Genomic DNA, 22,166 nt, shown 5'->3' on the forward strand with positions numbered 1-22,166 from the left:
TTGTCACGCTTTAGGCGTTTGATCGGAGACGAACGTTTCGCCGTCAGCTGGCGCTACGAAAAGGGGCAAGACCGAGAGCGATGAGACAGAGCATCTTCCGAGGCAGGAACTGGCTGACCGCGCTTGGCCTCGCCGCCGCGCTCGCCGGCTGCGACACGGTCAGCATGAACTCCGGTGCCGGGATCGCCGAACTGCAGACCGAGAACACGGAAAACGCCAGCGTCAACATCGGCTCGTTGACCGAGGTCATCAACCGCAACCCGAACGACCCGCAGGCCTACAACACCCGCGGCGCCGCCTATGCCCGCATCGGCCGCTATTCGGACGCGATCTCCGATTTCAGCAAGGCGACCCAGCTCGACCCGAACTTCGCCCCGGCCTTCACCAACCGGGCGCTCGCCCTGCGCCAGACCGGCCGCAACGACGCGGCGCTGCAGGACTTCACCCGCGCCACCACCGCCAATCCGAATTACGGCCCGGCCTATGTCGGCCGCGCCAACCTGCTGCGCGCCCAGGGCAACAGCCAGCAGGCGCTGGCCGACCTCAACACCGCGATTCGCCTCAATCCCGAATCCGCCGAGACCTTCCATGCCCGCGGGCTGGTCTACCAGAAGGAAGGCCAGCACCAGCACGCCGTCACCGACTTCGACTCGGTGATCGACCGCAACCCCTACAACGCCCCGCCCTATATCGCCCGCGGCCAGAGCCTGAACGCGCTCGGCAAGTACGAATCGGCGCTGGAGGACTTCACCGCCGCCCTCAACGTCGACAACCGCAATGCCGAGGCCTGGGCCGGCCGCGGCTTCGCCTTCGAGAAGCTCGGCAAGAAGACCGAGGCGAGCGAGGCCTATCAGCGCGCGCTCGGCCTCGACGGCAACAACCAGACGGCCCGCGCCGGCCAGGCTCGTCTCGGCGGCGGCGGCGTGTTCCGGATGTGAGCGGCCCTGCCCGGTCGGAACCTCCGGCCGGGCAACCAGAAATGTCTTTCCGGCCTGCCATTCCAAGAGGGTGGTCGGCGCGGCGCAATTCCCTGCAAATTGCTTCCTACTGCCGCGGCGCCTCCTGCGTCGCCAGAACCACGGCGCTCGCCGGCAGCGCGCCCGCCGCCTGGTCGGCGAGGAAGCGCCGGATTTCGGGCACCGCCCCCTGCGACACCAGATTTCCGTGGTTCCCCTCCGGGAACCGGACGAAGCGCTTCGGCGCGTTCGCCAGCGCAAACAGCGCCTCGCCCTGGCTGTAGGGAATGACCGTGTCGCGCACGCCGTGCAGGAACAGCACCGGCCCGCGCACCTTGCCGATCGCAAGATCCGAGCGGAACTGGTCATGCATCATCAGGGCGACCGGCACATAGGGATAGATCTGCTGCGCCACCGCGGCGGTCGACATGTAGGGCGCCTCGAGGATCACGGCCCTGAGCGGCTTGCTGGCGGCGAGCTTGAGCACCACCCCGGTGCCTAGCGATTCGCCTAATCCGACCAGCCTGTCGGCTCCGAAGCGGGCCATGGCGGCGTCATAGGCGGCAAGTGCGTCCTGCTCGAGCCCAGCCTCGCTCGGCGCGCCGGTCGAGCCGCCATAGCCGCGATAGTTCACCGCGAACAGCCCGGTGCCGTCCTCAGTCAGCGCCCTGAACCGGACCTGCCGCCCCGGGCCGAAATTGCCGGCATTGCCATGGAAAAACAGCAGCACGGGCTTGCCCTCACGCGGCGGCACCACCCAGGCGATCAGCGTCTCGCCATCCGCCGTGGTCAGCCGGACTTCCTCGACGCCGGGCAGATTGGCCGCAGCGACCTCAGCCCGCGCCGGGTTGCGTGGATAGAGCAGGTCGCGCTGCTTGACGTAAAGCAGCCCCAGAACGCCGGCATAGGCGATCCCCAGAGCGAGCGTGGTGACGGCGAAGAACCGCCTCATCGCAGCCGCTTGACCATTTCGACGGCGTGCGGCTGGAAGCCGAAGCCCTGGTAGAGCCGCTCGGCGCCCGCATTGCCGGCGAGCACGCCGACGCCCAGCGCCGCGACGCTCTGCCCGCGCGCATAACGCTCCGCCTCGCCGAGCAAAGCAGTGGCGACGCGGCGCCCGCGAAAAGCCTCGCCGACCACAAGGGTCGTGACATAGGCCTGACGCCGCAGATCGGCACGCAGGAACGGCCCGCCATCGGCGAGGACGCAGCAGACATAGCCGGCAACCGCGCCGTCGATCAGCGCGACCAGCGCGACGCCGCCGCGCTCTGCCATCTGCTTCTCGTCATCGGCGAGGCAGGCCTCGGCTGCCTCTCGGTCGAGCGCCCGGTCGCCCGAGACGGTCTGCTCATGGCGGTTGAGTTCCCAATGCAGCGCGACGACCGCCTCGCGGTCCTGCGGCTCGAAAGGGCGGATCGGCAATTCAGACATGGAGTTTCCAACAAAAAAGGGCCGGCATCGAAGCCGGCCCTTTGCGACATTGCTATGGCGGGCGGCTCAGTGCGCCATCGCCTTGACGATCTCGTCGGTGACCTTCTTGGCGTCGCCGAACAGCATCATCGTATTGGGCCGGAAGAACAGCTCGTTCTCGACGCCGGCATAGCCGGCCGCCATGCCGCGCTTGATGAACAGCACGGTCTTGGCCTTCTCGACGTCGAGGATCGGCATGCCGTAGATCGGCGAGGTCTTGTCGGTCTTGGCCGCCGGGTTGGTGACGTCGTTGGCACCGATGACGAAGGCGACGTCGGCCTGGCCGAATTCCGAGTTGATGTCCTCGAGCTCGAAGACCTCGTCATAGGGCACATTGGCTTCCGCCAGCAGCACGTTCATGTGGCCGGGCATGCGGCCCGCCACCGGGTGGATGGCGTACTTGACCTCGACGCCCTCCTTCTTGAGGAGGTCGGCCATCTCCCGCAGGGCGTGCTGCGCCTGCGCCACCGCCATGCCGTAGCCCGGCACGATCAGGACCTTGCCGGCATTCTTCATGATGTAGGCGGCGTCGTCCGGCGAGCCCTGCTTGACCGGGCGCGCCTCGACCGCACCGCCCGCACCGGCCGCGGCGTCGTCGCCGCCGAAGCCGCCGAGGATGACGGAGATGAAGCTCCGGTTCATCGCCTTGCACATGATGTAGGACAGGATCGCGCCGGAGGAACCGACCAGCGCGCCGGTGATGATCAGCGCCATGTTGCCGAGCGTGAAGCCGATGCCCGCTGCTGCCCAACCCGAATAGGAGTTCAGCATCGAGACGACGACCGGCATGTCCGCGCCGCCGATCGGGATGATCAGCAGGATGCCGAGCGCGAACGAGACCAGCACGATCAGCCAGAACAGGACGTGGCTTTCCATCTTCAGGAAGGCCATCAGCAGCACGAAGAGCGCAATGCCGAGGCCGATATTGATGGCATGGCGCTGCGGCAGCATGATCGGCTTGCCGCTCATCCGCCCGTCGAGCTTGAGGAAGGCGATGATCGAGCCGGTGAAGGTGATCGCGCCGATCGCGACGCCGAGCCCCATCTCGAACAGGCTGGCGCCCTTGATCTTGCCGACCTGGCCGATGCCGAACGCTTCCGGCGCATAGAGCGCCGCCGCCGCCACCAGCACGGCGGCGAGGCCGACCAGCGAGTGGAAGAAGGCGACGAGCTGCGGCATCTGCGTCATCTGCACGCGCTTGGCCATATAGGCGCCGAAGCCGCCGCCGATGGCGATGCCGAGGATGACGAGCAGCCAGCCGGAGAAGCCGGCCGGCGGATAGAAGATCACCGTGGTCAGCACGGCGATCGTCATGCCGATCATGCCGTAGCGGTTGCCCTGGCGCGAGGTCGTCGGGTGCGACAGCCCCCGCAGGGCCATGATGAAGAGGACGCCCGAGACGATGTAAAGCAGGGCGGAGAGGTTCGCGGCCATGCGCTCAGCCCTTCTTCTTGTACATCGCGAGCATCCGCTCGGTGACGAGGAAGCCGCCGAAGATGTTCACCGAGGCGAGCACGAGGGCGATGAAGCCGAACACCTTGGCCCAGAGCGGCCCGTCGCCCAGGGCGGGCGCGGCCTGGACACCGACGGCGAGCAGCGCGCCGACGACGATGACCGAGGAGATCGCGTTGGTGACCGACATCAGCGGGGTATGCAGGGCCGGCGTCACCGACCAGACCACATAGTAGCCGACGAAGACGGCAAGGACGAAGATGGCGAGGCGGAAGACCGTCGGGTCGACGCCGGTCGCGGCGCCGGCGGCATGGGCCGCCTGCTCGGCGTACTTCTCGGCGAGCTCGGCGGCCTGCTTGGCAAGCGCAGCGGCCGAGCGGGCCTGTTCGAGCGCCTGTTCGGGGGTCGGATTAGCCATGATGTGACACTCCCTGGTCGGCCGCTCAGGCCTTGGGCGCGAAATTCGGATGGATGACGGCGCCGTCCCTGGTCAGGCAGGTCGCCTTGACCAGCTCGTCGTCCCAGTTCACCGCGAGCTTCCTCTCCTTCTTGTCGATCAGGGTCTCGACGAAGGCGAAGAGGTTCTTGGCGTAGAGGCTCGACGAGGTCGCAGGCAGCCGGCCGGGCACGTTGAGGTGGCCGACGATCTTGACGCCATTGGCCGTCGTCACGGTCTCGCCGGGCTTGGCGAGCTCGCAATTGCCGCCGCGTTCGACCGCAAGGTCGACGATGACCGAACCCGCCTTCATGCTCTCGACCATGGCGGCCGAGATCAGCTTGGGCGCCGGCCGTCCGGGAATCAGGGCGGTGGTGATGACGATGTCCTGCTTGGCGATGTGGCTCGCCGTCAGCTCGGCCTGCTTGGCCTGGTATTCCTTGGACATTTCCTTGGCGTAGCCGCCGGCGGTCTGCGCCTGCTTGAACTCGTCATCCTCGACCGCGAGGAACTTGGCGCCGAGCGATTCGACCTGTTCCTTGGTGGCGGGGCGCACGTCGGTCGCTGTGACGATCGCGCCCATGCGGCGGGCGGTGGCGATCGCCTGAAGCCCGGCGACGCCGACCCCCATGATGAAGATCTTCGCCGCCGGCACGGTGCCGGCCGCCGTCATCATCATCGGCAGCGCCCGGCCATATTCGGCCGCGGCGTCGACCACGGCGCGATAGCCCGCGAGGTTCGCCTGCGAGGAAAGCACGTCCATCACCTGCGCGCGCGTGATGCGCGGCATGAACTCCATGGCAAAGGCGGCGACATTGGCCTTGGCCAGAGCCTCGACCTGCGGCTCGCTGCCATAGGGGTCCATGATCCCGACGACGAGCGCGCCCGTGGGCAGGCCGGCGATCTCGGCCTCGCCCGGGCGGCGCACCTTCAGGACGATTTCCGCCCCGGCCAGTGCCTCGGCGGCGCTTGCGGCGATTTTGGCGCCGGCCGCCTCGTACTCCGCATCGCTGATGCCGGAAGCAGTGCCGGCACCTTTCTCGACCACGACCTCGGCACCGAGGCCGATGAACTTGCGGACGGTTTCCGGCGTCGCGGCGACGCGGGTCTCCGCCCCTTGCGTTTCCGCGGGGACAGCAATGCGCATGGGGAGGCCGGGCCTTTCGGGCGTTACAGGAGGAGGAGCGCGAGCAGCATCAGGGCGAAGGGCACGGCGGGTGCGCGCCAACCCACCGACGGCGCGGCGATGCCGATGCCGGTGCCGACGAGCGTGAGCAAGGTCCCGACGATCGCGGTTCCCCAGGCATGCTTGGTGCCGCCCACGGCGAGCGCGGTGACGATGGCGAGGCAGGCAATCGTGGCGATCTCGGCGAAACGCACGAAGCCATGATAGGTGCCTTCATGCTCCGCATAGTCCATCTGCGGAATGTCTGCGGCGTGATGTCCGTGGTCGGCCATGAAAAATGGTCCCTGCTCTATGAAAATCCTGTTGCCCTGTAGCGCACTGGCGCAGCCGATGGCAACGCATGACACCATGTCGCCCGCCTCATTGCTAGGCAACCGCTGGACGAAGCCGACGTAGCGTCAGAACATCCGATGGCGCGGGGCACGGCCGGCCGCGCTCAAGGCATCAGTTCAGGCGGAATCCGGTCCGGTTCGTAGGTTCGCGGCGCGTTCTTCTGCACCCAGCCGAAATAGCCCCAGACGAAGCCCACTCCGACGAAGATCACCCAGAGCATGCTCAGCTCGCCGGTCATCGCCAGCAGCACGAGCGGCAGGGCGACCATCAGCAGCCCCATGACGATGAGCATCACCTGGATGAAGGCGATGCGCGCCTCGCTGACACCGGAGGAATAGCGCACCTTGCCGGGCGCGTGCTCGGCGAGCGTCGCGTGCAGGTCCTCGAGGAAGGCGCGATACATCCGGTTGCGCGCCTCATCGGCATAGCCATAGGCGGTGTTGGAGCTGACGATCAGCGGCGGCGCCCCTACGAATGCGATCGAGCAGGCACCGAAATCGCCGTGACGAGGGATAAGCCCCGTCGACAGATGCACGCCGGAGATCTCGGAGAGCGGCCTGGCGACCTCGCCCTGCGGCGTACTCCAGAACAGGAGGTCACCGTCGAGCCCGACGCCTTCATCGCTCTGCTTCAGCACGAAGCCGCCCGTGCCGCGCCGCACGAATAATTCGTAGCGCCGTCGCTCGCTGCCGGCCTTCGCCTCGACCTCCGCCCCCTGCCCGCCCATCTCCGCCCCCTTGCCCGCACCGCAGGAAGCTTGTGCCGACATGAGGCATTATGGCGCAGGCGCTCAGGCGCCGGCCAGCCCCGCTGCGGAAAGGGCCGCAGCCTGCGCGCCGGCAACCCGCGCGACGCTGAAATCCTCGATCTCCTGTTCGAACAGCCGGTGGAAGTTCAGCTCTGCGTCGAGATGCAGAAAGACGCCGCCGAGGCCGATCGCGGCGCGGTCCATGAAGACGAATTCGCGCGGCACCGTCACCGGCCCCCGAGCCTTGAGTGCGCTATGGACCTGGAACGCCTGCTTGCGGCCGTACTCCGCCGGGCTGACGCCCTCGGCTATCCGCCGGGTGCGGTCTTCGAGCAGCGGCCCGTAGATGAAGCGCGCCCAGATGTTCAGCGTGTCGATCAGCTCCTTGGTCAGCCCCTTGAAGCCCCAGACCTCGTAGGCATGGACGACGCGTGCCTCGTCGCCCTCCAGCAGGCCGCGATAGAGGTCGACCACGCCGCCGACGAAGCTCGGCGGGAAGATCCGGATGCAGCCATAGTCGAGCAGGTTGATGCCCTGAGGCTCGCCGGCCTCCTGGAAGACCGTGTAGTTCCCGAGATGCGGATCGCCATGGATGACGCCGTGATGGCTGAACGGCCGCCACCAGGCCCGGAACATCGCGGTCGAGATCCGGTCCCGGACCTCCTGGCTCGCCTGCTTGTGGGCGAGTATCTTGTCGCCATTCAGCCAGTGCATCGTCAGCAGCCGGCGCGTCGATAATTCGGCGACCACGCCCGGCACCCGCACCTCGGGCGTTTCGGCGAGCATGCTTTGGTAGAGCGCTGCGTGCTTCGCCTCGCGCCGATAATCCAGTTCCTCGCGGACGCGGGCGCTGATCTCCTTGGCGATCTCGCTTGTGTCGATCACCGCACCCATGCGCCGGTGCAATCCGAACAGGATTTCGAGCTGGGCGATATCGGCCTCGACCGCCGATTCCATGTCGGGATATTGCAGCTTGCAGGCCAGAGGCGCGCCATCGAGCGAGGTGGCGCGGTGGACCTGGCCGAGCGAGGCCGCCGCCGCCGGCTTGAGCTCGAACTCGCGAAAGCGCTCGCGCCAATTGGCGCCAAGCTCGGCCTGCATGCGCCGCTTGACGAAGGCCGCGCCCATCGGCGGCGCCTCCGATTGCAGCTTCTGCAGCTCGGCGGCGTATTCGGGCGGCACGACGTCCGGAATCGTCGCGACGAGCTGCGCCACCTTCATCAGCGGCCCCTTCAGGCCGCCGAGCGCCTTGGCCAGCGCCTCGGCATTGGTCGCATTGCGCCCCTCGAGCCCGAAGAGCTTCGTGCCCGCGATCCGCGCCGCAACCCCGCCGACATTGGCGCCGACGCGGGCATAACGTGCCGCGCGGGCAGAGAATCGGTTGGCTTCGCTATCGCGTTCGGACATCGGGTCTCGCTGGGCCTGAGCGGGCTTGTCCGGCCAATGTAGGTGCCGCCCCGGCCAAGCTCCAGCCCTCGCCCTCTCTCAGCCCGGCGCCAGCCCGGGCCAGTAGAGCCCGTTCGCCGTCGGGCGCTTGCCGAAGATCGCCTGCCCGACCCGGACGACGTCGGCGCCCTCCTCGATCGCCGCCTCGAAATCGCCGGACATGCCCATGGACAGCTCGCTGAGGCCCGGATGCAGCTTCACCGCCTCGTCGCGCAGCCGGCGCAGCAGGCGAAAGCACGGCCGAACCCGCTCCATCTCGTCGCTGAACAGCGCCAGCGTCATCAGCCCGCGCGGCCGGAGCCTCGGGAAGTCCGGCAGGGCCTCGACGAAGGCCCGCAACGCGTCGGGATGCAGTCCGTACTTGCTCTCCTCGCCCGAGGTGTTGACCTGGACGTAGACGTCGAGGCTGCGCCCTTCCGCCGCCAGCCAGGCATCGAGCAGCGCCGCCAGCTTCAGGCTGTCCAGCGCATGGAACTCCACCGCGAAGCGGGTCAGGTGACGGACCTTGTTGCTCTGCAGATGGCCGACGATGCTCCACGCCACCGGCAGGTCGGCGAGCGCCTCCTGCTTGGCCTGCGCCTCCTGGATCTTGTTCTCGCCGAACCGGTCGATGCCGGCGGCGAAGGCGTGCCGTAGCATCTGCGCCGGCACGGTCTTGCTGATCGGCAGCAGCCGCACCGATTCCGGATCGCGCCCGGCCCGCCGGCAGGCTGCAGCGATCCGCTCGCGCACCGACGCCAGATTCTGCCTGAACATCGCCTCGGGATCGGGCCCGAAGCGGGCAACGAGATCACCCGACACCGACGCTGCGATGTTCATGACGCGCCTTCCTCCGCCACCAGCTCGGCCACGACATGGTCGCTGGCGCGCTCGCCCTGCCGCAGGCCCGCGGCGACGCCGGCGCGATCCTCTGCGCTGCGGTTCTGGCTCATCTTGCGCTTGCCCATCAGTCGGGTGACCGGTATGCGCAATCCGACGATGCCGCGCAGCTGCGCCGCGACGAAGGCTTCCGGCGCATCCGACACCGCCCAGGCTTCGACGCGGGGCCGCTCGTGCAGATCCGTCAGGCGCGTCACCACCTCACGCAGGCGCGCCGGATCGTCGAAGAACTCGACCGGCCCGGAGGCCTGCACCGCGACATAGTTCCAGGTCGGGACGACCTTGCCGTGCTCGCGCTTGGCCGCATACCAGCTCGGCGTGACATAGGCGTCCGGCCCCATGAAGATCGCCATCGCCTCGCCCAGCGCCGGCGCCTGCCATTGCCGGTTGGCCCGGGCCAGATGCCCGTAGAGCGTGCCGAACTCGCCCTCGCCCTCGTCGAGGAACAGCGGCAGCGGCGTCGCCATCAGCCCTTCGGCCGTCGCGGTCACGAAATTGCAAAGCCGCGCCGCGCGCATCAGCGCGTGGAGCACGGCGGTGTCGTCTTCGCGGAAGGCCGGGGGCGTGTACATGGCGGGTCCTGTTGATCGCCTCGACGATAAGCTCATACTGGACCGCTTGAAATGGCCAGTTTATGGATTTCCATCTGATCCAGTTATGCAAGGTCGCGATGTGACATCCGCTCGGCCCCAGAGCGCCCGTGGCATCTACACCGCGCTGAAAGCGCAGATCGCCTCCGGCGTCTATCGCCCAGGTGCGCCCTTACCCTCGACCCGCGCGCTCGCCACCGAGCTCGGCGTATCCCGCACCACCGTGACAGCCGCCTACGAGCAGCTTCATTCGGAAGGCTTCATCACCGGCCGCCAGGGCGCCCGCACTCGCGTCGCGGCAATGCCGACGGCAGCCAAACCGGAAGCGCCCAACACAGGCGCGAGCGAGGCGAGGCCAACTCTGTCTCGCTTCGGCGAACGCGTCGCTGCGACGGTCCTTCCGGCGCGCCCGCAGGCACCTTCCGGGCTCGTCGCGGATTTCCGCTATGGCGATCTCGCCTCGACCGATTTCCCGGCCGATATCTGGAAGCGGGCCGTCGCCGTGGCGGCGAGCCGGCGGCCGCGGCGGCTGAGCTATGACGCGCCGGCCGGCGCAGACGAGTTGCGCAAAGCCCTTCAAGCCTATCTCTGGCGCGCCCGCAGCCTGCGCTGCGAGATGGAGCAGATCGTCATCGTCAACGGCTCGCAGCAGGGGCTCGACCTCTGCGCCCGGCTTCTGCTCGAACCCGGCGAGAGCTTCGTCGTCGAGGACCCCTGCTATGGCATGGCGCGGCAGGTCTTCGCCGCGGCAGGCGGCATCGCCATCCCGGTCGAGGCCGACCAGGAAGGGTTGAGGACCGACCGTCTCGCCACGCTGTCCGCCCGGTTCGCCTATGTCACGCCCTCGCACCAGTACCCGCTCGGTGGGGTGATGCCGGTCGCCCGCCGGCTCGAATTGCTGGCCTGGGCACGTCGTTGCGGCGCCTGCGTGATCGAGGACGATTACGACAGCGAGTATCGCTACGACATCGCACCGGTCCCGCCGCTTCACGCGCTCGCCGAGGGCAGCGAGATCATCTATCTCGGCACCGTCTCAAAGGCGCTCTCGCCGACGATCCGGCTCGGCTATCTCGTGCTGCCTCCGGCGCTCGCCCCGGTTTTCACCACCGCCAAGGCGCTGGCCGACCGCCACGCGCCGGGGCTCGAGCAGCACGCGCTGACGATCCTGCTCGAAAGCGGCGCCTATGAGCGCCATGTCCGCCGCAGCCGCAGGCGCAATGCCGAGCGGCGCGCGACCCTGCTAGCGGCCCTCGCCCGCCGGCTCGGCGACCGCGTCGTCGTCGCCGGGGCAGATGCCGGCCTGCATGTCGTGGTCTGGTTCCGCGACATCGCGGCCGCGGATGAACTCGCCTTCGTCGCGCGGGGGCGCGAGCGCGGCATCGGCGTCTACCCGATCGGCCCGCTCTATATGTCTCCGGAGACCGCCGCCCGGCCGGACATGGCCGGCCTTGTCATCGGCTACGCCAGCGTCGAGCCCCAGGAGATCGAGCGCGGCGTCGCGATCCTGACCGAGCTGGTCGAGGCGTTCAGCGCCGCGCCTTGAGGTCGGCGCGGACCTCATCGGCGCTCGCCGGCCGGCCTCCCGCCGCCTCGACGCGCGCCACCAACTCCGCGATCAGCTCCCGATTGCTGCGCGTCTCGCCGAAATGCGCGTCCTCCAGCCCGGCGCGGACATGGACGCCGCGCACGACCGCGTGCGGGATCAGCTCGCCGAGCTCGACGCCGAGCCCCGCGATCATCACCGGAGCGCCGGGCGCGCATTCGTCGAGCAAGGCAAGATGCGCCTCGAGTCCGAAGAGCTTCGGCGGAAAGCCCCAGGCGAAGGCATCGGAGAACATCAGCCGGTAGATCGGCATCGGCATGCCCGGATAGGCCTTCGCCAGCCCAGCGCCGAGCCGGGTGAAGCCCGGCTCGTAGATCGCGAAGCTCGGATGGACCTTGTGGCGTTGCGCCACCTCCATACCCTCGCGGATATGCTCGCCCGGATTCTGGTAGATGAAACCGGCCTCGCCTTCGGGCATGCCGGCATAGGTCATCCAGTTGCAAGAACCGGGATCGAGCACGCCCCATTCGACGAGGCCGCGCTTCGCAAGCTCCTCGAGATGCGTGTAACGGCCAGAGCCGTGCATGTCGCCAGCGTAGCCAGAGCCCATGATCGGGATGGTCGGGTAGACGATGGCGTCGACCTTCGCCCTGATCCCCTCGATCGCCCGGGCGTAGAGTTCCCAGTCGTCGCGCTGGCGGCCGGTTTCGACGTCGTAGACATGCAGATGGACGATCGATGCGCCGGCCTCGACGACCGCGATGCCGTCAGCGACGATCTCCTCGATCGCGATCGGGATGCCGGGCTGGCGCTCCTTGCCCCAGGGGCCGTTGATCGCGGCCTCGACCCAGATCGGCGTCTTCATGCAGGAGTATCCTTTGGCCAGTTGTCGCGAATCCAGCGCGACAAGCCTTCTTCGTCGACTTCGCCGGCGGCGAGGGCAAGGATGGCTGCGGTGGCTTCCGGCTCGGGCACCAGGAAATCGATGCCGTTGAGACCGAGAAAAACGATCATGCTTGCGAACGCCGCCCGCTTGTTGCCGTCAACGAAGGGATGGTTGCGCGCAACACCGAAAGCATATGTCGCCGCGAGGGCCGCAAGATCGTGCTCGCCATAGGAATACTTGTTCGGAGCCCGCGCCAGCGCCGATTCCAGAAGCCCCTGATCGCGAATTCCGGCCGGCCCGCCGAACAAGGCAAGCTGCTCGGCGTGAATATCGACCACCAGCTCGACGCTGACCCAGACGGCCTAGGTCATTTCGCCAAAGCGCGATAGGTGTTCGCGTAGGTCTTGAACGAACGGCGGGCGATCTCGAGCCCGCGCGCATGGGTATCGTCGTAGCGCGTCAGTTTCAGGCCGAGTTCCGGCTGCTCGACCACCGTCAGCTTGTCGCCTTCCGCCAGCTTCAGCCGCGCCAGCAATTCCTTCGGCAGGATGATGCCGACCGAGTTGCCGATCTTGCGGACCTGCAGGACCATGGCCTGCTCGCCGGCGGGCTTTTCGGGCTTGTTCATCGCCTGCTCCGGGGCTCGCGTTGTACAGACCGTATAACAGAAAGAGCGGCACCCGTCAGCGCCGCTCCCTCATTCAGAGCAGGTTGGCGAGCCGAATTCTCGGCCCGCCGATGCCGTCCGCTCACTCGCCCTTGTTGACCGAGATCGGCTTCAGGGTGTTGTCCGGCAGGCCGTACTTGGCGATCAGCGCGTCATAGGTGCCGTTCGCCTGCAGGCGCTCCAGCGCGCCCTTGACCGCGTCGCGCAGCTGGCCGCCCTCGGCCGTCTTCGGGAACGGGATGCCGGCCAGCGAACGGGTGAAGGGCGTGCCGAGCACCACATAGGTGTTGGGCTCGAGCTTCTGGTTGTGGCTCATCGTCTCGCTGCCCTGGACGCCGCCCTGCAGGCGCTGCGTCTTCAGCTGGGTACGCGCATCGACCGAGCCTTCGGTGCCGACGACGTTGATCGCCGGCTTGCCCTTGGCGACGCAGTTGGCCTCGCTCCACTCGCCGATCTGGCGGGGCCAGTTGGTCGAGCGGCTGGCGCCGACGGTCTTGCCGCAGAGGTCCTCGGGCGTCTTGATCGAGCCGGCGAGCGCCGTGACCGTGTAGAACTGCGCGCCAGACACGAGATAGTTGACGAAATCGGCGGTCTCGCGACGGGCCGGAAGGTCGCTCATGCCGGCCATCACCATGTCGACGCGCCCGGTCTGCAGCGAGGGCAGCATCTGGGCGAAGGCGGTCTCCTGCCACTCGGCCTTGACGCCGAGTTCCTTGGCGATCGCCTCGCCGAGCTCGTAGTCGAAGCCGGTCATCGTGTTGGTCGCCGGGTCCTTGTAGACGATCGGCGCGTAGTTCGGCTGGGTCGCGATGACGATCTTGCCGGCATTCTTGATGCGGTCCGGCAGGGCCTGGGCCTGGGCGGCGAGCGCGGTGCCGGCGACGAGCGCGGCTGCGAGAGAAAGGCGAAGCATGGTGATCTCCCTGTTTTCTCAGGCCGAACTGGCCTGGCTTGAATTCACTTGAGGACAGCGGCGATGAAGTCGCGGGTTCTGGCCTGCTGCGGCGCGACCAGCACCTGCTGCGGATGGCCGCGCTCGACGATCTCGCCCTTGTCCATGAAGACGACGTCGCTGGCGACCTCGCGGGCGAAGCCGAGTTCATGGGTGACGACGATCATCGTCATGCCGCTGGCGGCAAGATCGCGCATCACCGCGAGCACCTCGCCGACGAGCTCGGGATCGAGCGCCGAAGTCGGCTCGTCGAACAGCATCAGCTTCGGCTTCATCGCGAGCGCCCGGGCGATCGCGATACGCTGCTGCTGGCCGCCCGAAAGCTCGATCGGATAGGAATTGCGCTTCTCCGAGAGGCCGACGCGGGCGAGCAGCTTTTCGGCCTCGGCCACCGCTTCCTGTCGCGGCCGCTTCAGCACCGTGACCGGGCCCTCGATGATGTTCTCCAGCACCGTCATGTGGTTGAACAGGTTGAAGCGCTGGAAGACCATGCCGGTCGCAAGGCGCTGCCGGGCGATCTCGGCATCGCTCAGCTCGTGCAGCTCGTCGCCCTTGATCCGGTAGCCGATCAGCTCGCCATCGACCCAGATCGCGCCCTGGTCGATCTTCTCGAGCTGGTTGATGCAGCGCAACAGCGTGCTCTTGCCGGAGCCGGACGGCCCGATGATGCACTGCACGGCGCCCGGCGCGATGGTCAGCGAGACATCGTTCAGTGCCCGCAATTCACCGAAGCGTTTGGTGACGTTGGCGGCGGTGACGATGGCGTCCTTGGCGGCAGCGCTCATGCCCCGGCCTCCTCGGCGACCTGGACTTTGGCGCGGCGGTCGCCGCGGCCCTTGGAGAAATGGCGCTCCAGGAAGAACTGCCCGATCTGCAGGATGGTCACGACGATCAGGTACCAGCCGGCGGCGACGATCAGCAGTTCGATGACGCGGGCATTGGCATAGTAGATCGTCTGCGCATTGCGCAGGATCTCGGAGAACTGGATCACGCTGGCGATCGAGGTCAGCTTGACCATGCTGATCACCTCGTTGCCGACCGGTGGGATGATCACCCGCATCGCCTGCGGCAGCACGATCCGGCGCAAGGTCGTCAGCCGGGTCATGCCGATCGACTTGGCGGCCTCGGTCTGGCCGACATCGACCGAAAGGATGCCGCCGCGCACGACCTCGGCGGTGTAGGCGCCCTGGTTCATGCCGAGGCCGAGCAACGTCGCCATGAACGGCCCGATCACGTCGATGGTACGCCATTCGATCACGCCGGGGATGCCGATGGTCGGGAAGACCAGCGCCAGGTTGAACCAGAGCAGGAGCTGCAGCAGCAGCGGCGTGCCGCGGAAGAACCAGATGTAGAACAGCGCGACGCCGCGCAGCACCGGGTTCGGCGACATGTACATGATCGCGAAGATCACGCCGAGCGCGATGCCGAGCGCCATGGCGCAGACGGTCATGATGATGGTGTTGACGAGGCCGGCGAGAATGGCGGGCGCCGTGAAGAACTGCCCGACGACCTTCCAGTCGATCTGGCCTTCGGCGAACGCCTTGATGATCCAGGCCAGCACCAGGATGATCAGCGCCGCCGCGACCCAGCGCCCGTAATAGCGGCGCGGCACGAGCTTCAGGCCGGCGACCCCGGCGAGATCCCGGCCTATTCCAATTCCGACTGCGCTGGTCATCTCTGCGCTCCGCGCGTCCAATCTTCAAAAGCTGCAAGCCAGATGCGGAAACGGGCGATCTGCTCGGCCACGCGCGCTGGCGCCGTGCCGCCGAAACCGCTGCGGGCGGCCACCGCAGCATCAAGGGTGAGACAGGCCCTTACATCCTCTGTGAGGCGCGGATCAATGGCACTGAGCTCGACCGCGTCGAGATGTTCCAGCTCGCGCCCCATTTCCTCGCAATAGCGCACCAGCGAGCCGGAGATCTCATGGGCCTCGGCGAAGGGCACGCCCTTGCGCGCGAGATAGTCGGCGACTTCGGTCGCGAGCGCGAAGCCGGCGCCGGCCTGCGCCCGCATCACCGCCGGCTTCGCTTCCATGGTCTCGATCATGCCGGCAAAGGCCGGCAGCACCTCGCCGAGCACGTCGACCGCATCGAAGGCGGAGCGCTTGTCCTCCGCGAGGTCGCGATTATAGGCGAGCGGCAGGCCCTTCAGCGCGCCCAGCATGGCGACAAGATCGCCGGTGAGCCGCGCCGCCCGGCCGCGCGAGAGCTCGGCAATGTCCGGGTTTTTCTTCTGCGGCATGATCGAGGATCCCGTCGCGAAGGCATCGTCGAGCACGACCCAGCCGAACTGGCGCGAGGTCCAGAGCGTCACCTCTTCCGCCAGCCTGGAGAGATTGGTCGCCAGCATCGCGGCGACGAACAGGAACTCCGCGACATGGTCGCGCGCGCCGACCGCGTCGACCGAGTTCTCGCACGGCCCATCATAGCCGAGCGCTTTGGCGCTGAGTTCGGGCGACAGCGCGATCGCCGAGCCGGCCAGCGCTGCCGCTCCAAGCGGGGAAAGCGTCGAGCGCCTGTCCCAGTCCTGCAGACGGGTGGCGTCGCGCGAAAGCGCCTGGCCATGCGCCATCAGCCAGTGGCCGAAAGTCACCGGCTGGGCGCTCTGCAGATGGGTGAAGCCGGGGCAGACCGAGGCGGCATGCTGCTCGGCCTGTCCGGCCAGCGCCGCCAGCAGCTCGGCAAGCATCGCGCCGATCAGCCGCGACTGCTCGCGCAGATAGAGCTTGAGATTGTTGGCGGCCTGGTCGTTGCGCGAGCGCCCGGCTCTGAGCTTGGCGCCGGTCGCGCCAATGCGCGCGACCAGCACACGCTCGATGAAGGTGTGGATATCCTCGTCCTCGGGCCCGGGCAGCAACGTCCCGGCCGCGAACTCGCCGGCGATGCCGTCGAGCGTCGCCACGATCAGCTTCGCCTCGTCAGGGCTCAGCAACCCGGCCCGCTCGAGCTCGGCCGCATGGGCCTTGCCGCCGGCGATGTCCTGGGGCGCGAGGCGTGAATAGGCGCCGGCGGCGCTGGAAAGCCGCATCATCCGCGGGTCCGGCGGCTTGCGGAAGCGGCCACCCCAGAGGCGCGTGGTCTGATTCATGCTGACGGTCTCCCCTTCAGACGACACTGTCCTCTTGACCCCGAACCCGGCAAACGAAACGATCTCCGGCAGGATAGTCGCAAAAGGAATATCTAATTGGCGAGCCCGAATCTCCCGCCCTCGACCACGGCGCTGCGGGTCTTCCTTGCCGTGGCGCGATTGGGATCGACGGCGAAGGCAGCTTCGGCCGTGCACCTGACCCAGAGCGCGGTCTCCAAGCAGATCCAGGCGCTGGAGGAGCATCTCGGCATCGCCTTGTTCGAGCGCAGCCCCACCGGCCTCAAAGCCACCGAGGCCGGTACGATCTACCGGCCCTATGCGGAGGCGGCGATCGAGCAGATGGAGCGTGGCGCCCGGCGCATCGCCGAAAGAACCGCGCTCGGCCGTCCGATCCGGCTGCACCTCGTCGCGATCGCCGGCGAGCGCTGGCTGATGGAGCGGTTTCCCAGTTTCGCCCAGGCCCATCCCGAGATCGACGTGCAGTTCACCAACTTCATCAGCGAGAGCCAGACCGAAGACTCCGATATCGATATCGTCCATGGCACCGGCCCCTGGCCCGACCGCGAGGCGCACTATCTGTTCGGGCGTCAAGTGGCGCTGGTCGCGGCCCCTGCTTTGCTCGAGCGGATGGGCGGCTTCACCAGCCCGGCCGACATCCAGAAGATGACGCTGCTGCAGCATTTCCAGATGCCGGCCTTCTGGGCCGAGTTCACGGAGGCGCATGGGCTGCGCGGCGCGGTCCCGGCGCATACGGTACGCTATGGCTATTATTCGGTGATCATCCGCGCCGTCATGGCAGGGCTTGGCGTCGCGCTTGCGCCGCGCTGCTATGTCGCCGAGGAGCTGGCCTCGGGCACGCTGGTCAACCCGCTCAGCCTCGGCTTCGACAGCACCGTCGGCTGCTGGATGACGCTCAACCCGCGGGGACAGCGCGGTCCCGGCGTCGAGGCGCTGGTCGGCTGGCTGCGCGAGGAAGCAACCCGCTTCGAAGCGGAGGCCAGCGCGTGAGGCAAAGCGAGCCTTCTACCTGCTTGGCGACGCAGGGCACTCATGCTGCACCAGCCATGGCATGCGACAGAGAGACGTTGGAAGCTGCCGCCCGGCCACTGGCCGTTCAACGAGGATGACGATGTCCGCTACAGCCGCCGCCACCGACGCCGTCACCCTCCCTCACCCCGCCCTCGACGGGCTGACCGCCTCGCTGCGCGATCTGCTCGGCTCCCGCTGCTCGACGGCCCAGTCCGAGCGCGAGCATCACGGCCATGGCGAATCCTATCATCCGACCAGGGCGCCGGACGTCGTCTGCTACCCCGCGACGACCGAGGAAGTCAGCCGTATCCTCGCGCTCTGCCATCAGGCGAAGGTGCCGGTCATTCCGTTCGGCGCCGGCACCTCGCTGGAAGGCCATGTGGTCGCCCTGCATGGCGGCGTCTGCCTCGATCTCTCGCGCATGCAGCGCATCATCGCGGTCAATACCGAGGACCTCGATTGCGTGATCGAGCCCGGCGTCACCCGCAAGCAGCTCAACGAGCATCTGCGCGACACCGGCCTATTCTTCCCGGTCGACCCCGGCGCCGACGCGACGCTCGGCGGCATGACCGCGACGCGGGCCTCGGGCACCAATGCCGTGCGCTACGGCACGATGAAGGACAATGTGCTGGCGCTGACCGTGGTGCTCGCCGACGGCACCGTGCTGAAGACCGGCGGCCGCGCCCGCAAATCCTCGGCCGGCTACGATCTGACCAGGCTGTTCGTCGGCTCCGAGGGCACGCTCGGCGTGATCACCGAGATCACGCTGAAGCTCTACGGCATCCCTGAGGCGAGCTCGGTCGCGGTCTGCTCCTTCCCGGATGTCGGCGCCGCCGTCTCCTGCGCCATCGAGACCATCCAGAGCGGCATCCAGGTCGCTCGCGTCGAGCTGCTCGACGAGACCTGCATGCGCGCCATCAACCTGCATAACGGGCTGAGCTATCCCGAGACCGCGACGCTGTTCATCGAATTCCATGGCACGCAGGCCGGCGTCGAGCAGCAATCGACGGCGATGCATGCGATCGCCTTGGGCCATGGCGGCAGCGGCTGGCGCCATGCCGCCAGCGCCGAGGAGCGCACGAAGCTCTGGCAGGCCCGCCATAATCTCCACTACGCCCTGCTCGCCTTGCGGCCGGGCGCCAGCAGCTGGGGCACCGATGCCTGCGTGCCGATCTCCGAGCTCGCGACCTGCATCACCGAGATCCGCGAGCACGCCAAGGATGCGCCCTTCCCGGTGCCGGCGCTCGGCCATGTCGGCGACGGCAATTTCCATATGGGCTTCCTGATCAAGATGGATTCGCCCGCTGAGATCGCCGAGGCCGAGCGCCTCAACGCCCTCCTGGTAAACCGGGCGATCGATCTCGGCGGCACCTGCACCGGCGAGCACGGCGTCGGCTACGGAAAGTCAAAATTCCTGCGCCGGGAGTATGGTGACGAAGCGATCGCGGTGATGCGCCGGATCAAGCAGAGCCTCGACCCCGACAACATCCTCAATCCCGGCAAGGTCCTGCCGCCCGCGTCGCCGTGAAGGCCGCCAAAATCCGGCAGGCATGACGCGACCATGAAGGAGCCTCCAGCGACCCCGGGCTGGGTCAGCGCCCTCACGGCGATGATCATCGTGCAGATGGCCACCGCCTTCCTGACGCGGGTGACGCCGACCATCGCGCCGGCCATGTCGGCCGAGCTCGGCTGGTCCGACGCCGTGATCGGCTATCTCTCGAGCATCAGCACCATCGGCTCGATCGCCTTTCTGGTGATGGGCGCGCCGATCATGCGGCGCTTCGGCTCTGTCCGCGCGCTGCAGCTCGGCCTCGCCCTCGGCATTTTCGGGCTCTGCTTCCTGCTGCCGCCCCTGCTGCCGGTGGCGATGGCCGGCGCCTTCCTGATCGGCCTCGGCTACGGCCCGTCCTCGCCGGCCGGCAGCGACGTTCTCCACCGCATCGCCCCGCCGCGCCATCACGCCCTGATCTTCTCGCTGAAGCAGGCCGGGGTGCCCGCCGGCGGGATCGTCGCCGGCCTCGCCTTGCCGCCGATCGTCGCCGCCTATGGCTGGCGCGCCTCGCTGCTGTTCTCGGCGGCGCTGGTGGTCGCCGTCATCCTGGTGGTGCAGCCGATGCGTCGCCAGCTCGATGCCGGGCGCGATCAGAGCCAATCGCTGGCGCCGGGCGCCTTCCTCTCGCTCGGCAATGTGCTGGAGCCGCTACGGGCGCTGCGCGCCTCGACATCGGTGATGCGGATCGCAGCAGTCGGCGCCTGCCTCGCCATCGGCCAGGGCATCTGGTTCGCCTATCTCATCACCTTCGCGGTGTCCGAGCTCGGCTACGATCTGCGCGCCGCCGGCCTCGCCTTCGCCGTGATGCAGGCCACCGGCGTGTTCGGCCGCGTGCTGCTCGGCTGGCTCGCCGACCGCATGCGCGCGAGCGTACGACTGCTCGCTTTCGTCTGCCTGGCGTCGGGCGCAACCTCGCTCGCGCTAATGCTGGCGACGCCCGCCTGGCCCTCCTGGCTGCTCTATGCGTTGGCGGCGGTGGCCGGCATCACCGTATCGAGCTGGAACGGCGTCCAGATCGCCGAGATCGCCCGGCGCTCGCCGAGCGGGTTGATCCGCGAGGCGGCCTCGGGCGCGACCATCGTCGTCTTCCTAGGCTATGTCGTGGGTCCTCTGTCGTTCGCTCTGCTCGTCGCGGCGACCGGCCGCTTCGATCTCGGTTTCCTGACCTGCGCCGCCGCCGGGCTCGTCGGCTTCCTGCTGCTCGCGACCAAGCGAGGCGCCTGAAGCGCCTTCCGAGGTGCGCGGCCGCAGGACAGGCCGCCGGCAGGCCACGAGATCACCGCGCGTCCATCCGGACGAGGCTACGGTCACCTATCTTTTTGTTATCGCATCGGAGTTTTCCGAAAAGTGGATTCCACTTTTCGGTCCGATGCTATAAGCCCGCGCCATGCGTGAAGGCCTCCTCCCCTCGACGGTCACGACCGTTCTCGAACTCTCGACCAGCGGCGAGCAGGCGCGCGCGCTGACCGAACTGCTCGGCGAGATCTTCGACCCGACGGAGACCGCGATCTCCGCCTTCGAGGTCGAGAGCGGCGTCACCACCCTGTCGCTGAACGAGCCCTGGAAGGTCGAGATCTACTTCTCGAGCCACCCCGACGAGGAGGCGGTGCGCGACCTGCTGCGGCCGATCGTCGGCACGGTCATCGACGACACCCCGTTCACCACCGTCAGCCAGCAGGACTGGGTCGCCAACAGCCTCGAAGGGCTGAAGCCGGTGCGCGCCGGCCGCGTCCTGGTCCATGGCGCCCATGACCGCGACTATGTGCGCATCAACGACGTCGCTATCGAGATCGAGGCGGCGCTCGCCTTCGGCACCGGCCATCACGGCACCACCTCGGGCTGCCTGCTCGCCCTCGATGCCGAGCTGAAGAAGCGCCGCCCGCGACACGCCATCGATGTCGGCACCGGCACCGGCATTCTCGCGCTCGCCCTCGCCAAGCAGGTCAAGCGCAAGGTCGTCGCCGGCGACATCGACGCCGTCGCCGTCGAGGTCGCGGCGCGCAATGCACGTCTCAACAATGCCCCGCAGGCGCTCGACCTTTATGTCGCGCCCGGCCTGCGCCACGCCAAGGCGAACCGGCCCCGGCGCTTCGATCTGGTCTTCGCCAACATCCTGGCGGGACCGCTGCGCAAGCTCGCGCCGTCGATCGCCGCGGTAACGGCCGATGACGGCGTCATCATTCTTTCAGGCCTGCTCGAAATGGATGTCGCAGGTGTGGTTTCCGCCTATCGCCACCAGGGCATCGCGCTGGTGCGGCGCTCCTCGCGCGAGGGCTGGGCGACGCTGGTCATGAAAAGAGGCGGCGCAGCCGCCAGGCCACGCCGCCTCCGATAGGCCGTCTGCTTCGAACGCCGTCGCGCTCAGAAGTCGAAGTGGCCGTACTTCTCTTCGGCCCGCGCCTGCATGACACGGGCATCGTGCCAGACGGCGGCCGCGAACTTGGCGGCATCGGCAACGGTCTCGTAGACGTACTTGATGACAGCGATCATGGTCTTTCTCCTCGATCAGGGCGCGGCGCGTGTCGCAGCCGGCGCTCCGGGTTTCAGCGGATAGAAATTCAGCGGTTGAACGGCAGCTCGGCGTCGTTTTTCAGCGAAGCCTTCGGGTAGCCACCGAGGATCAGCTCGGACTCGCGGGCGAGGTACGAATAGGCGCGCAGTTCGCGCAGCGCCGAGCGGCGGCGGCTCTCGATCATGGCGGCGTAGAGGCGCTGCCAGAAGCTCGGGCCGGCGGCCTTCGTGGTCGCCTCGGTGCGCTTGGCTACCGGCAGGTCCGCGGTGGTGTTCAGCACATAGGTCATAGGGTCCATCTCCTCAGCAAAACGAAGGACAGTCCCGGTCGCTTCCTCGTTCTCTTATGACAGCAAGATGGGCCTTCTTCGCACTTGCGAGAAGATGTGTTCGCATATGCACAACATGCAAGGAACGCATAACGAAAACCGCCACCCGTTAAT

General features: G+C 67.7%; 24 protein-coding genes and 1 pseudogene. 6 read left to right on the top strand and 19 right to left on the bottom strand.

Going from position 1 to position 22,166, the window contains the following annotated elements:
* The first annotated feature begins 80 nt into the window (after positions 1 to 80).
* The gene (locus AC1REK_RS07395; RefSeq protein ID WP_316018700.1) at positions 81 to 938 is read left to right on the top strand and encodes a tetratricopeptide repeat protein; all 858 of its coding nucleotides are present in this window, start codon (positions 81 to 83) and stop codon (positions 936 to 938) included.
* 106 nt (positions 939 to 1,044) lie between these two features.
* Here AC1REK_RS07395 and AC1REK_RS07400 read toward each other — a convergent pair whose 3' ends face one another.
* The 10 genes from AC1REK_RS07400 to AC1REK_RS07445 all read right to left on the bottom strand — a co-directional run bounded on the left by AC1REK_RS07400 (position 1,045) and on the right by AC1REK_RS07445 (position 9,478).
* Complete coding sequence (locus tag AC1REK_RS07400) at positions 1,045 to 1,908, bottom strand: alpha/beta hydrolase (RefSeq protein ID WP_492268538.1); 864 nt, start codon at positions 1,906 to 1,908, stop codon at positions 1,045 to 1,047.
* Positions 1,905 to 2,387: a GNAT family N-acetyltransferase gene (locus tag AC1REK_RS07405; protein WP_492268537.1), complete on the bottom strand. Its 483-nt coding sequence runs from the start codon at positions 2,385 to 2,387 to the stop codon at positions 1,905 to 1,907. Before AC1REK_RS07405 ends, AC1REK_RS07400 begins: the two co-directional genes overlap by 4 nt.
* A gap of 66 nt (positions 2,388 to 2,453) precedes the next feature.
* Complete coding sequence (locus tag AC1REK_RS07410) at positions 2,454 to 3,860, bottom strand: NAD(P)(+) transhydrogenase (Re/Si-specific) subunit beta (protein WP_492268536.1); 1,407 nt, start codon at positions 3,858 to 3,860, stop codon at positions 2,454 to 2,456.
* 4 nt (positions 3,861 to 3,864) lie between these two features.
* Complete coding sequence (locus AC1REK_RS07415) at positions 3,865 to 4,296, bottom strand: NAD(P) transhydrogenase subunit alpha part 2 (protein ID WP_316018704.1); 432 nt, start codon at positions 4,294 to 4,296, stop codon at positions 3,865 to 3,867.
* A gap of 25 nt (positions 4,297 to 4,321) precedes the next feature.
* The gene (locus AC1REK_RS07420; protein WP_492268535.1) at positions 4,322 to 5,461 is read right to left on the bottom strand and encodes a Re/Si-specific NAD(P)(+) transhydrogenase subunit alpha; all 1,140 of its coding nucleotides are present in this window, start codon (positions 5,459 to 5,461) and stop codon (positions 4,322 to 4,324) included.
* Positions 5,462 to 5,484: 23 nt separating this feature from the next.
* Entirely contained in the window at positions 5,485 to 5,772 is a 288-nt protein-coding gene (locus AC1REK_RS07425) for an aa3-type cytochrome c oxidase subunit IV (RefSeq protein WP_316018706.1), read from the bottom strand.
* A 164-nt stretch (positions 5,773 to 5,936) separates the two neighbouring features.
* On the bottom strand, positions 5,937 to 6,602 hold the full coding sequence (locus tag AC1REK_RS07430) for a hypothetical protein (RefSeq protein ID WP_492268534.1): 666 nt from the start codon (positions 6,600 to 6,602) through the stop codon (positions 5,937 to 5,939).
* 21 nt (positions 6,603 to 6,623) lie between these two features.
* The gene (locus AC1REK_RS07435) at positions 6,624 to 7,988 is read right to left on the bottom strand and encodes an ABC1 kinase family protein (RefSeq protein ID WP_492268533.1); all 1,365 of its coding nucleotides are present in this window, start codon (positions 7,986 to 7,988) and stop codon (positions 6,624 to 6,626) included.
* Between the two features lie 78 nt (positions 7,989 to 8,066).
* Positions 8,067 to 8,846, bottom strand: coding sequence for a YggS family pyridoxal phosphate-dependent enzyme (locus AC1REK_RS07440; RefSeq protein WP_492268532.1), 780 nt, complete (start codon positions 8,844 to 8,846; stop codon positions 8,067 to 8,069).
* Positions 8,843 to 9,478, bottom strand: a complete 636-nt coding sequence (locus AC1REK_RS07445) for an FMN-binding negative transcriptional regulator (protein WP_492268531.1) — start codon at positions 9,476 to 9,478, stop codon at positions 8,843 to 8,845. Before AC1REK_RS07445 ends, AC1REK_RS07440 begins: the two co-directional genes overlap by 4 nt.
* 100 nt (positions 9,479 to 9,578) lie before the next feature.
* Between AC1REK_RS07445 and pdxR the strand changes: the two genes are divergently transcribed.
* Positions 9,579 to 11,039, top strand: a complete 1,461-nt coding sequence (gene pdxR, locus AC1REK_RS07450) for a MocR-like pyridoxine biosynthesis transcription factor PdxR (RefSeq protein WP_492268530.1) — start codon at positions 9,579 to 9,581, stop codon at positions 11,037 to 11,039.
* On the opposite strand, the gene AC1REK_RS07455 is transcribed toward pdxR, so the two are convergent.
* From AC1REK_RS07455 to argH, 7 genes and pseudogenes are all read right to left on the bottom strand, one after another.
* Positions 11,023 to 11,904 carry a beta-keto acid cleavage family enzyme gene (locus tag AC1REK_RS07455; RefSeq protein WP_492268529.1) on the bottom strand — a complete coding sequence of 294 codons (882 nt, stop codon included), beginning with the start codon at positions 11,902 to 11,904 and terminating at the stop codon, positions 11,023 to 11,025. The genes pdxR and AC1REK_RS07455 overlap by 17 nt on opposite strands.
* Positions 11,901 to 12,281 (bottom strand): annotated as a pseudogene (locus AC1REK_RS07460) (type II toxin-antitoxin system death-on-curing family toxin); the annotation flags it as partial. The gene AC1REK_RS07455 and the pseudogene AC1REK_RS07460, both read right to left, overlap by 4 nt.
* 11 nt (positions 12,282 to 12,292) lie before the next feature.
* On the bottom strand, positions 12,293 to 12,553 hold the full coding sequence (locus tag AC1REK_RS07465; protein WP_244494940.1) for an AbrB/MazE/SpoVT family DNA-binding domain-containing protein: 261 nt from the start codon (positions 12,551 to 12,553) through the stop codon (positions 12,293 to 12,295).
* 121 nt (positions 12,554 to 12,674) lie between these two features.
* The gene (locus tag AC1REK_RS07470) at positions 12,675 to 13,505 is read right to left on the bottom strand and encodes an ABC transporter substrate-binding protein (protein ID WP_316018714.1); all 831 of its coding nucleotides are present in this window, start codon (positions 13,503 to 13,505) and stop codon (positions 12,675 to 12,677) included.
* Between the two features lie 44 nt (positions 13,506 to 13,549).
* Positions 13,550 to 14,329 (bottom strand): amino acid ABC transporter ATP-binding protein, encoded by a 780-nt coding sequence (locus tag AC1REK_RS07475; protein WP_492268528.1) that lies wholly within the window; start codon positions 14,327 to 14,329, stop codon positions 13,550 to 13,552.
* On the bottom strand, positions 14,326 to 15,219 hold the full coding sequence (locus AC1REK_RS07480) for an amino acid ABC transporter permease (protein ID WP_492268527.1): 894 nt from the start codon (positions 15,217 to 15,219) through the stop codon (positions 14,326 to 14,328). The genes AC1REK_RS07475 and AC1REK_RS07480 overlap by 4 nt, the downstream gene beginning before the upstream one ends.
* Entirely contained in the window at positions 15,216 to 16,631 is a 1,416-nt protein-coding gene (gene argH / locus AC1REK_RS07485) for an argininosuccinate lyase (protein ID WP_492268526.1), read from the bottom strand. Before argH ends, AC1REK_RS07480 begins: the two co-directional genes overlap by 4 nt.
* 96 nt (positions 16,632 to 16,727) lie before the next feature.
* Here argH and AC1REK_RS07490 point away from each other — a divergent pair, with 96 nt between their 5' ends.
* From AC1REK_RS07490 to AC1REK_RS07505, 4 genes are all read left to right on the top strand, one after another.
* Entirely contained in the window at positions 16,728 to 17,639 is a 912-nt protein-coding gene (locus AC1REK_RS07490) for a LysR substrate-binding domain-containing protein (protein WP_492268525.1), read from the top strand.
* Positions 17,640 to 17,760: 121 nt separating this feature from the next.
* A complete protein-coding gene (locus AC1REK_RS07495; protein WP_492268524.1) occupies positions 17,761 to 19,188 on the top strand; it encodes an FAD-binding oxidoreductase in 1,428 nt (475 codons plus the stop codon).
* Between the two features lie 33 nt (positions 19,189 to 19,221).
* Positions 19,222 to 20,436, top strand: a complete 1,215-nt coding sequence (locus AC1REK_RS07500) for an MFS transporter (RefSeq protein ID WP_492268523.1) — start codon at positions 19,222 to 19,224, stop codon at positions 20,434 to 20,436.
* Positions 20,437 to 20,599: 163 nt separating this feature from the next.
* Positions 20,600 to 21,547, top strand: coding sequence for a 50S ribosomal protein L11 methyltransferase (locus tag AC1REK_RS07505; protein WP_492268522.1), 948 nt, complete (start codon positions 20,600 to 20,602; stop codon positions 21,545 to 21,547).
* A gap of 26 nt (positions 21,548 to 21,573) precedes the next feature.
* On the opposite strand, the gene AC1REK_RS07510 is transcribed toward AC1REK_RS07505, so the two are convergent.
* Both AC1REK_RS07510 and AC1REK_RS07515 read right to left on the bottom strand, forming a co-directional pair.
* Positions 21,574 to 21,702 (bottom strand): hypothetical protein, encoded by a 129-nt coding sequence (locus AC1REK_RS07510; RefSeq protein ID WP_316018722.1) that lies wholly within the window; start codon positions 21,700 to 21,702, stop codon positions 21,574 to 21,576.
* 68 nt (positions 21,703 to 21,770) lie between these two features.
* Positions 21,771 to 22,013, bottom strand: coding sequence for a hypothetical protein (locus AC1REK_RS07515; RefSeq protein WP_316018723.1), 243 nt, complete (start codon positions 22,011 to 22,013; stop codon positions 21,771 to 21,773).
* Positions 22,014 to 22,166 lie beyond the last annotated feature (153 nt).

The organism is Allobosea sp. GW823-FHT02B03, assembly GCF_058797755.1.

What these genes read in the sequence shown, in the direction of transcription:
- AC1REK_RS07435 (WP_492268533.1), bottom strand. Translation starts at nt 7,988, where the DNA reads ATGTCCGAACGCGATAGCGAAGCCAACCGATTCTCTGCCCGCGCGGCA.
- AC1REK_RS07405 (WP_492268537.1), bottom strand. Translation starts at nt 2,387, where the DNA reads ATGTCTGAATTGCCGATCCGCCCTTTCGAGCCGCAGGACCGCGAGGCG.
- AC1REK_RS07510 (WP_316018722.1), bottom strand. Translation starts at nt 21,702, where the DNA reads ATGATCGCTGTCATCAAGTACGTCTACGAGACCGTTGCCGATGCCGCC.
- AC1REK_RS07480 (WP_492268527.1), bottom strand. Translation starts at nt 15,219, where the DNA reads ATGACCAGCGCAGTCGGAATTGGAATAGGCCGGGATCTCGCCGGGGTC.
- AC1REK_RS07420 (WP_492268535.1), bottom strand. Translation starts at nt 5,461, where the DNA reads ATGCGCATTGCTGTCCCCGCGGAAACGCAAGGGGCGGAGACCCGCGTC.
- AC1REK_RS07445 (WP_492268531.1), bottom strand. Translation starts at nt 9,478, where the DNA reads ATGTACACGCCCCCGGCCTTCCGCGAAGACGACACCGCCGTGCTCCAC.
- AC1REK_RS07495 (WP_492268524.1), top strand. Translation starts at nt 17,761, where the DNA reads ATGTCCGCTACAGCCGCCGCCACCGACGCCGTCACCCTCCCTCACCCC.
- AC1REK_RS07465 (WP_244494940.1), bottom strand. Translation starts at nt 12,553, where the DNA reads ATGAACAAGCCCGAAAAGCCCGCCGGCGAGCAGGCCATGGTCCTGCAG.
- AC1REK_RS07425 (WP_316018706.1), bottom strand. Translation starts at nt 5,772, where the DNA reads ATGGCCGACCACGGACATCACGCCGCAGACATTCCGCAGATGGACTAT.
- AC1REK_RS07400 (WP_492268538.1), bottom strand. Translation starts at nt 1,908, where the DNA reads ATGAGGCGGTTCTTCGCCGTCACCACGCTCGCTCTGGGGATCGCCTAT.
- AC1REK_RS07415 (WP_316018704.1), bottom strand. Translation starts at nt 4,296, where the DNA reads ATGGCTAATCCGACCCCCGAACAGGCGCTCGAACAGGCCCGCTCGGCC.
- AC1REK_RS07440 (WP_492268532.1), bottom strand. Translation starts at nt 8,846, where the DNA reads ATGAACATCGCAGCGTCGGTGTCGGGTGATCTCGTTGCCCGCTTCGGG.
- AC1REK_RS07410 (WP_492268536.1), bottom strand. Translation starts at nt 3,860, where the DNA reads ATGGCCGCGAACCTCTCCGCCCTGCTTTACATCGTCTCGGGCGTCCTC.
- AC1REK_RS07470 (WP_316018714.1), bottom strand. Translation starts at nt 13,505, where the DNA reads ATGCTTCGCCTTTCTCTCGCAGCCGCGCTCGTCGCCGGCACCGCGCTC.
- AC1REK_RS07475 (WP_492268528.1), bottom strand. Translation starts at nt 14,329, where the DNA reads ATGAGCGCTGCCGCCAAGGACGCCATCGTCACCGCCGCCAACGTCACC.
- AC1REK_RS07395 (WP_316018700.1), top strand. Translation starts at nt 81, where the DNA reads ATGAGACAGAGCATCTTCCGAGGCAGGAACTGGCTGACCGCGCTTGGC.
- AC1REK_RS07500 (WP_492268523.1), top strand. Translation starts at nt 19,222, where the DNA reads ATGAAGGAGCCTCCAGCGACCCCGGGCTGGGTCAGCGCCCTCACGGCG.
- AC1REK_RS07455 (WP_492268529.1), bottom strand. Translation starts at nt 11,904, where the DNA reads ATGAAGACGCCGATCTGGGTCGAGGCCGCGATCAACGGCCCCTGGGGC.
- AC1REK_RS07515 (WP_316018723.1), bottom strand. Translation starts at nt 22,013, where the DNA reads ATGACCTATGTGCTGAACACCACCGCGGACCTGCCGGTAGCCAAGCGC.
- argH (WP_492268526.1), bottom strand. Translation starts at nt 16,631, where the DNA reads ATGAATCAGACCACGCGCCTCTGGGGTGGCCGCTTCCGCAAGCCGCCG.
- AC1REK_RS07430 (WP_492268534.1), bottom strand. Translation starts at nt 6,602, where the DNA reads ATGTCGGCACAAGCTTCCTGCGGTGCGGGCAAGGGGGCGGAGATGGGC.
- AC1REK_RS07505 (WP_492268522.1), top strand. Translation starts at nt 20,600, where the DNA reads ATGCGTGAAGGCCTCCTCCCCTCGACGGTCACGACCGTTCTCGAACTC.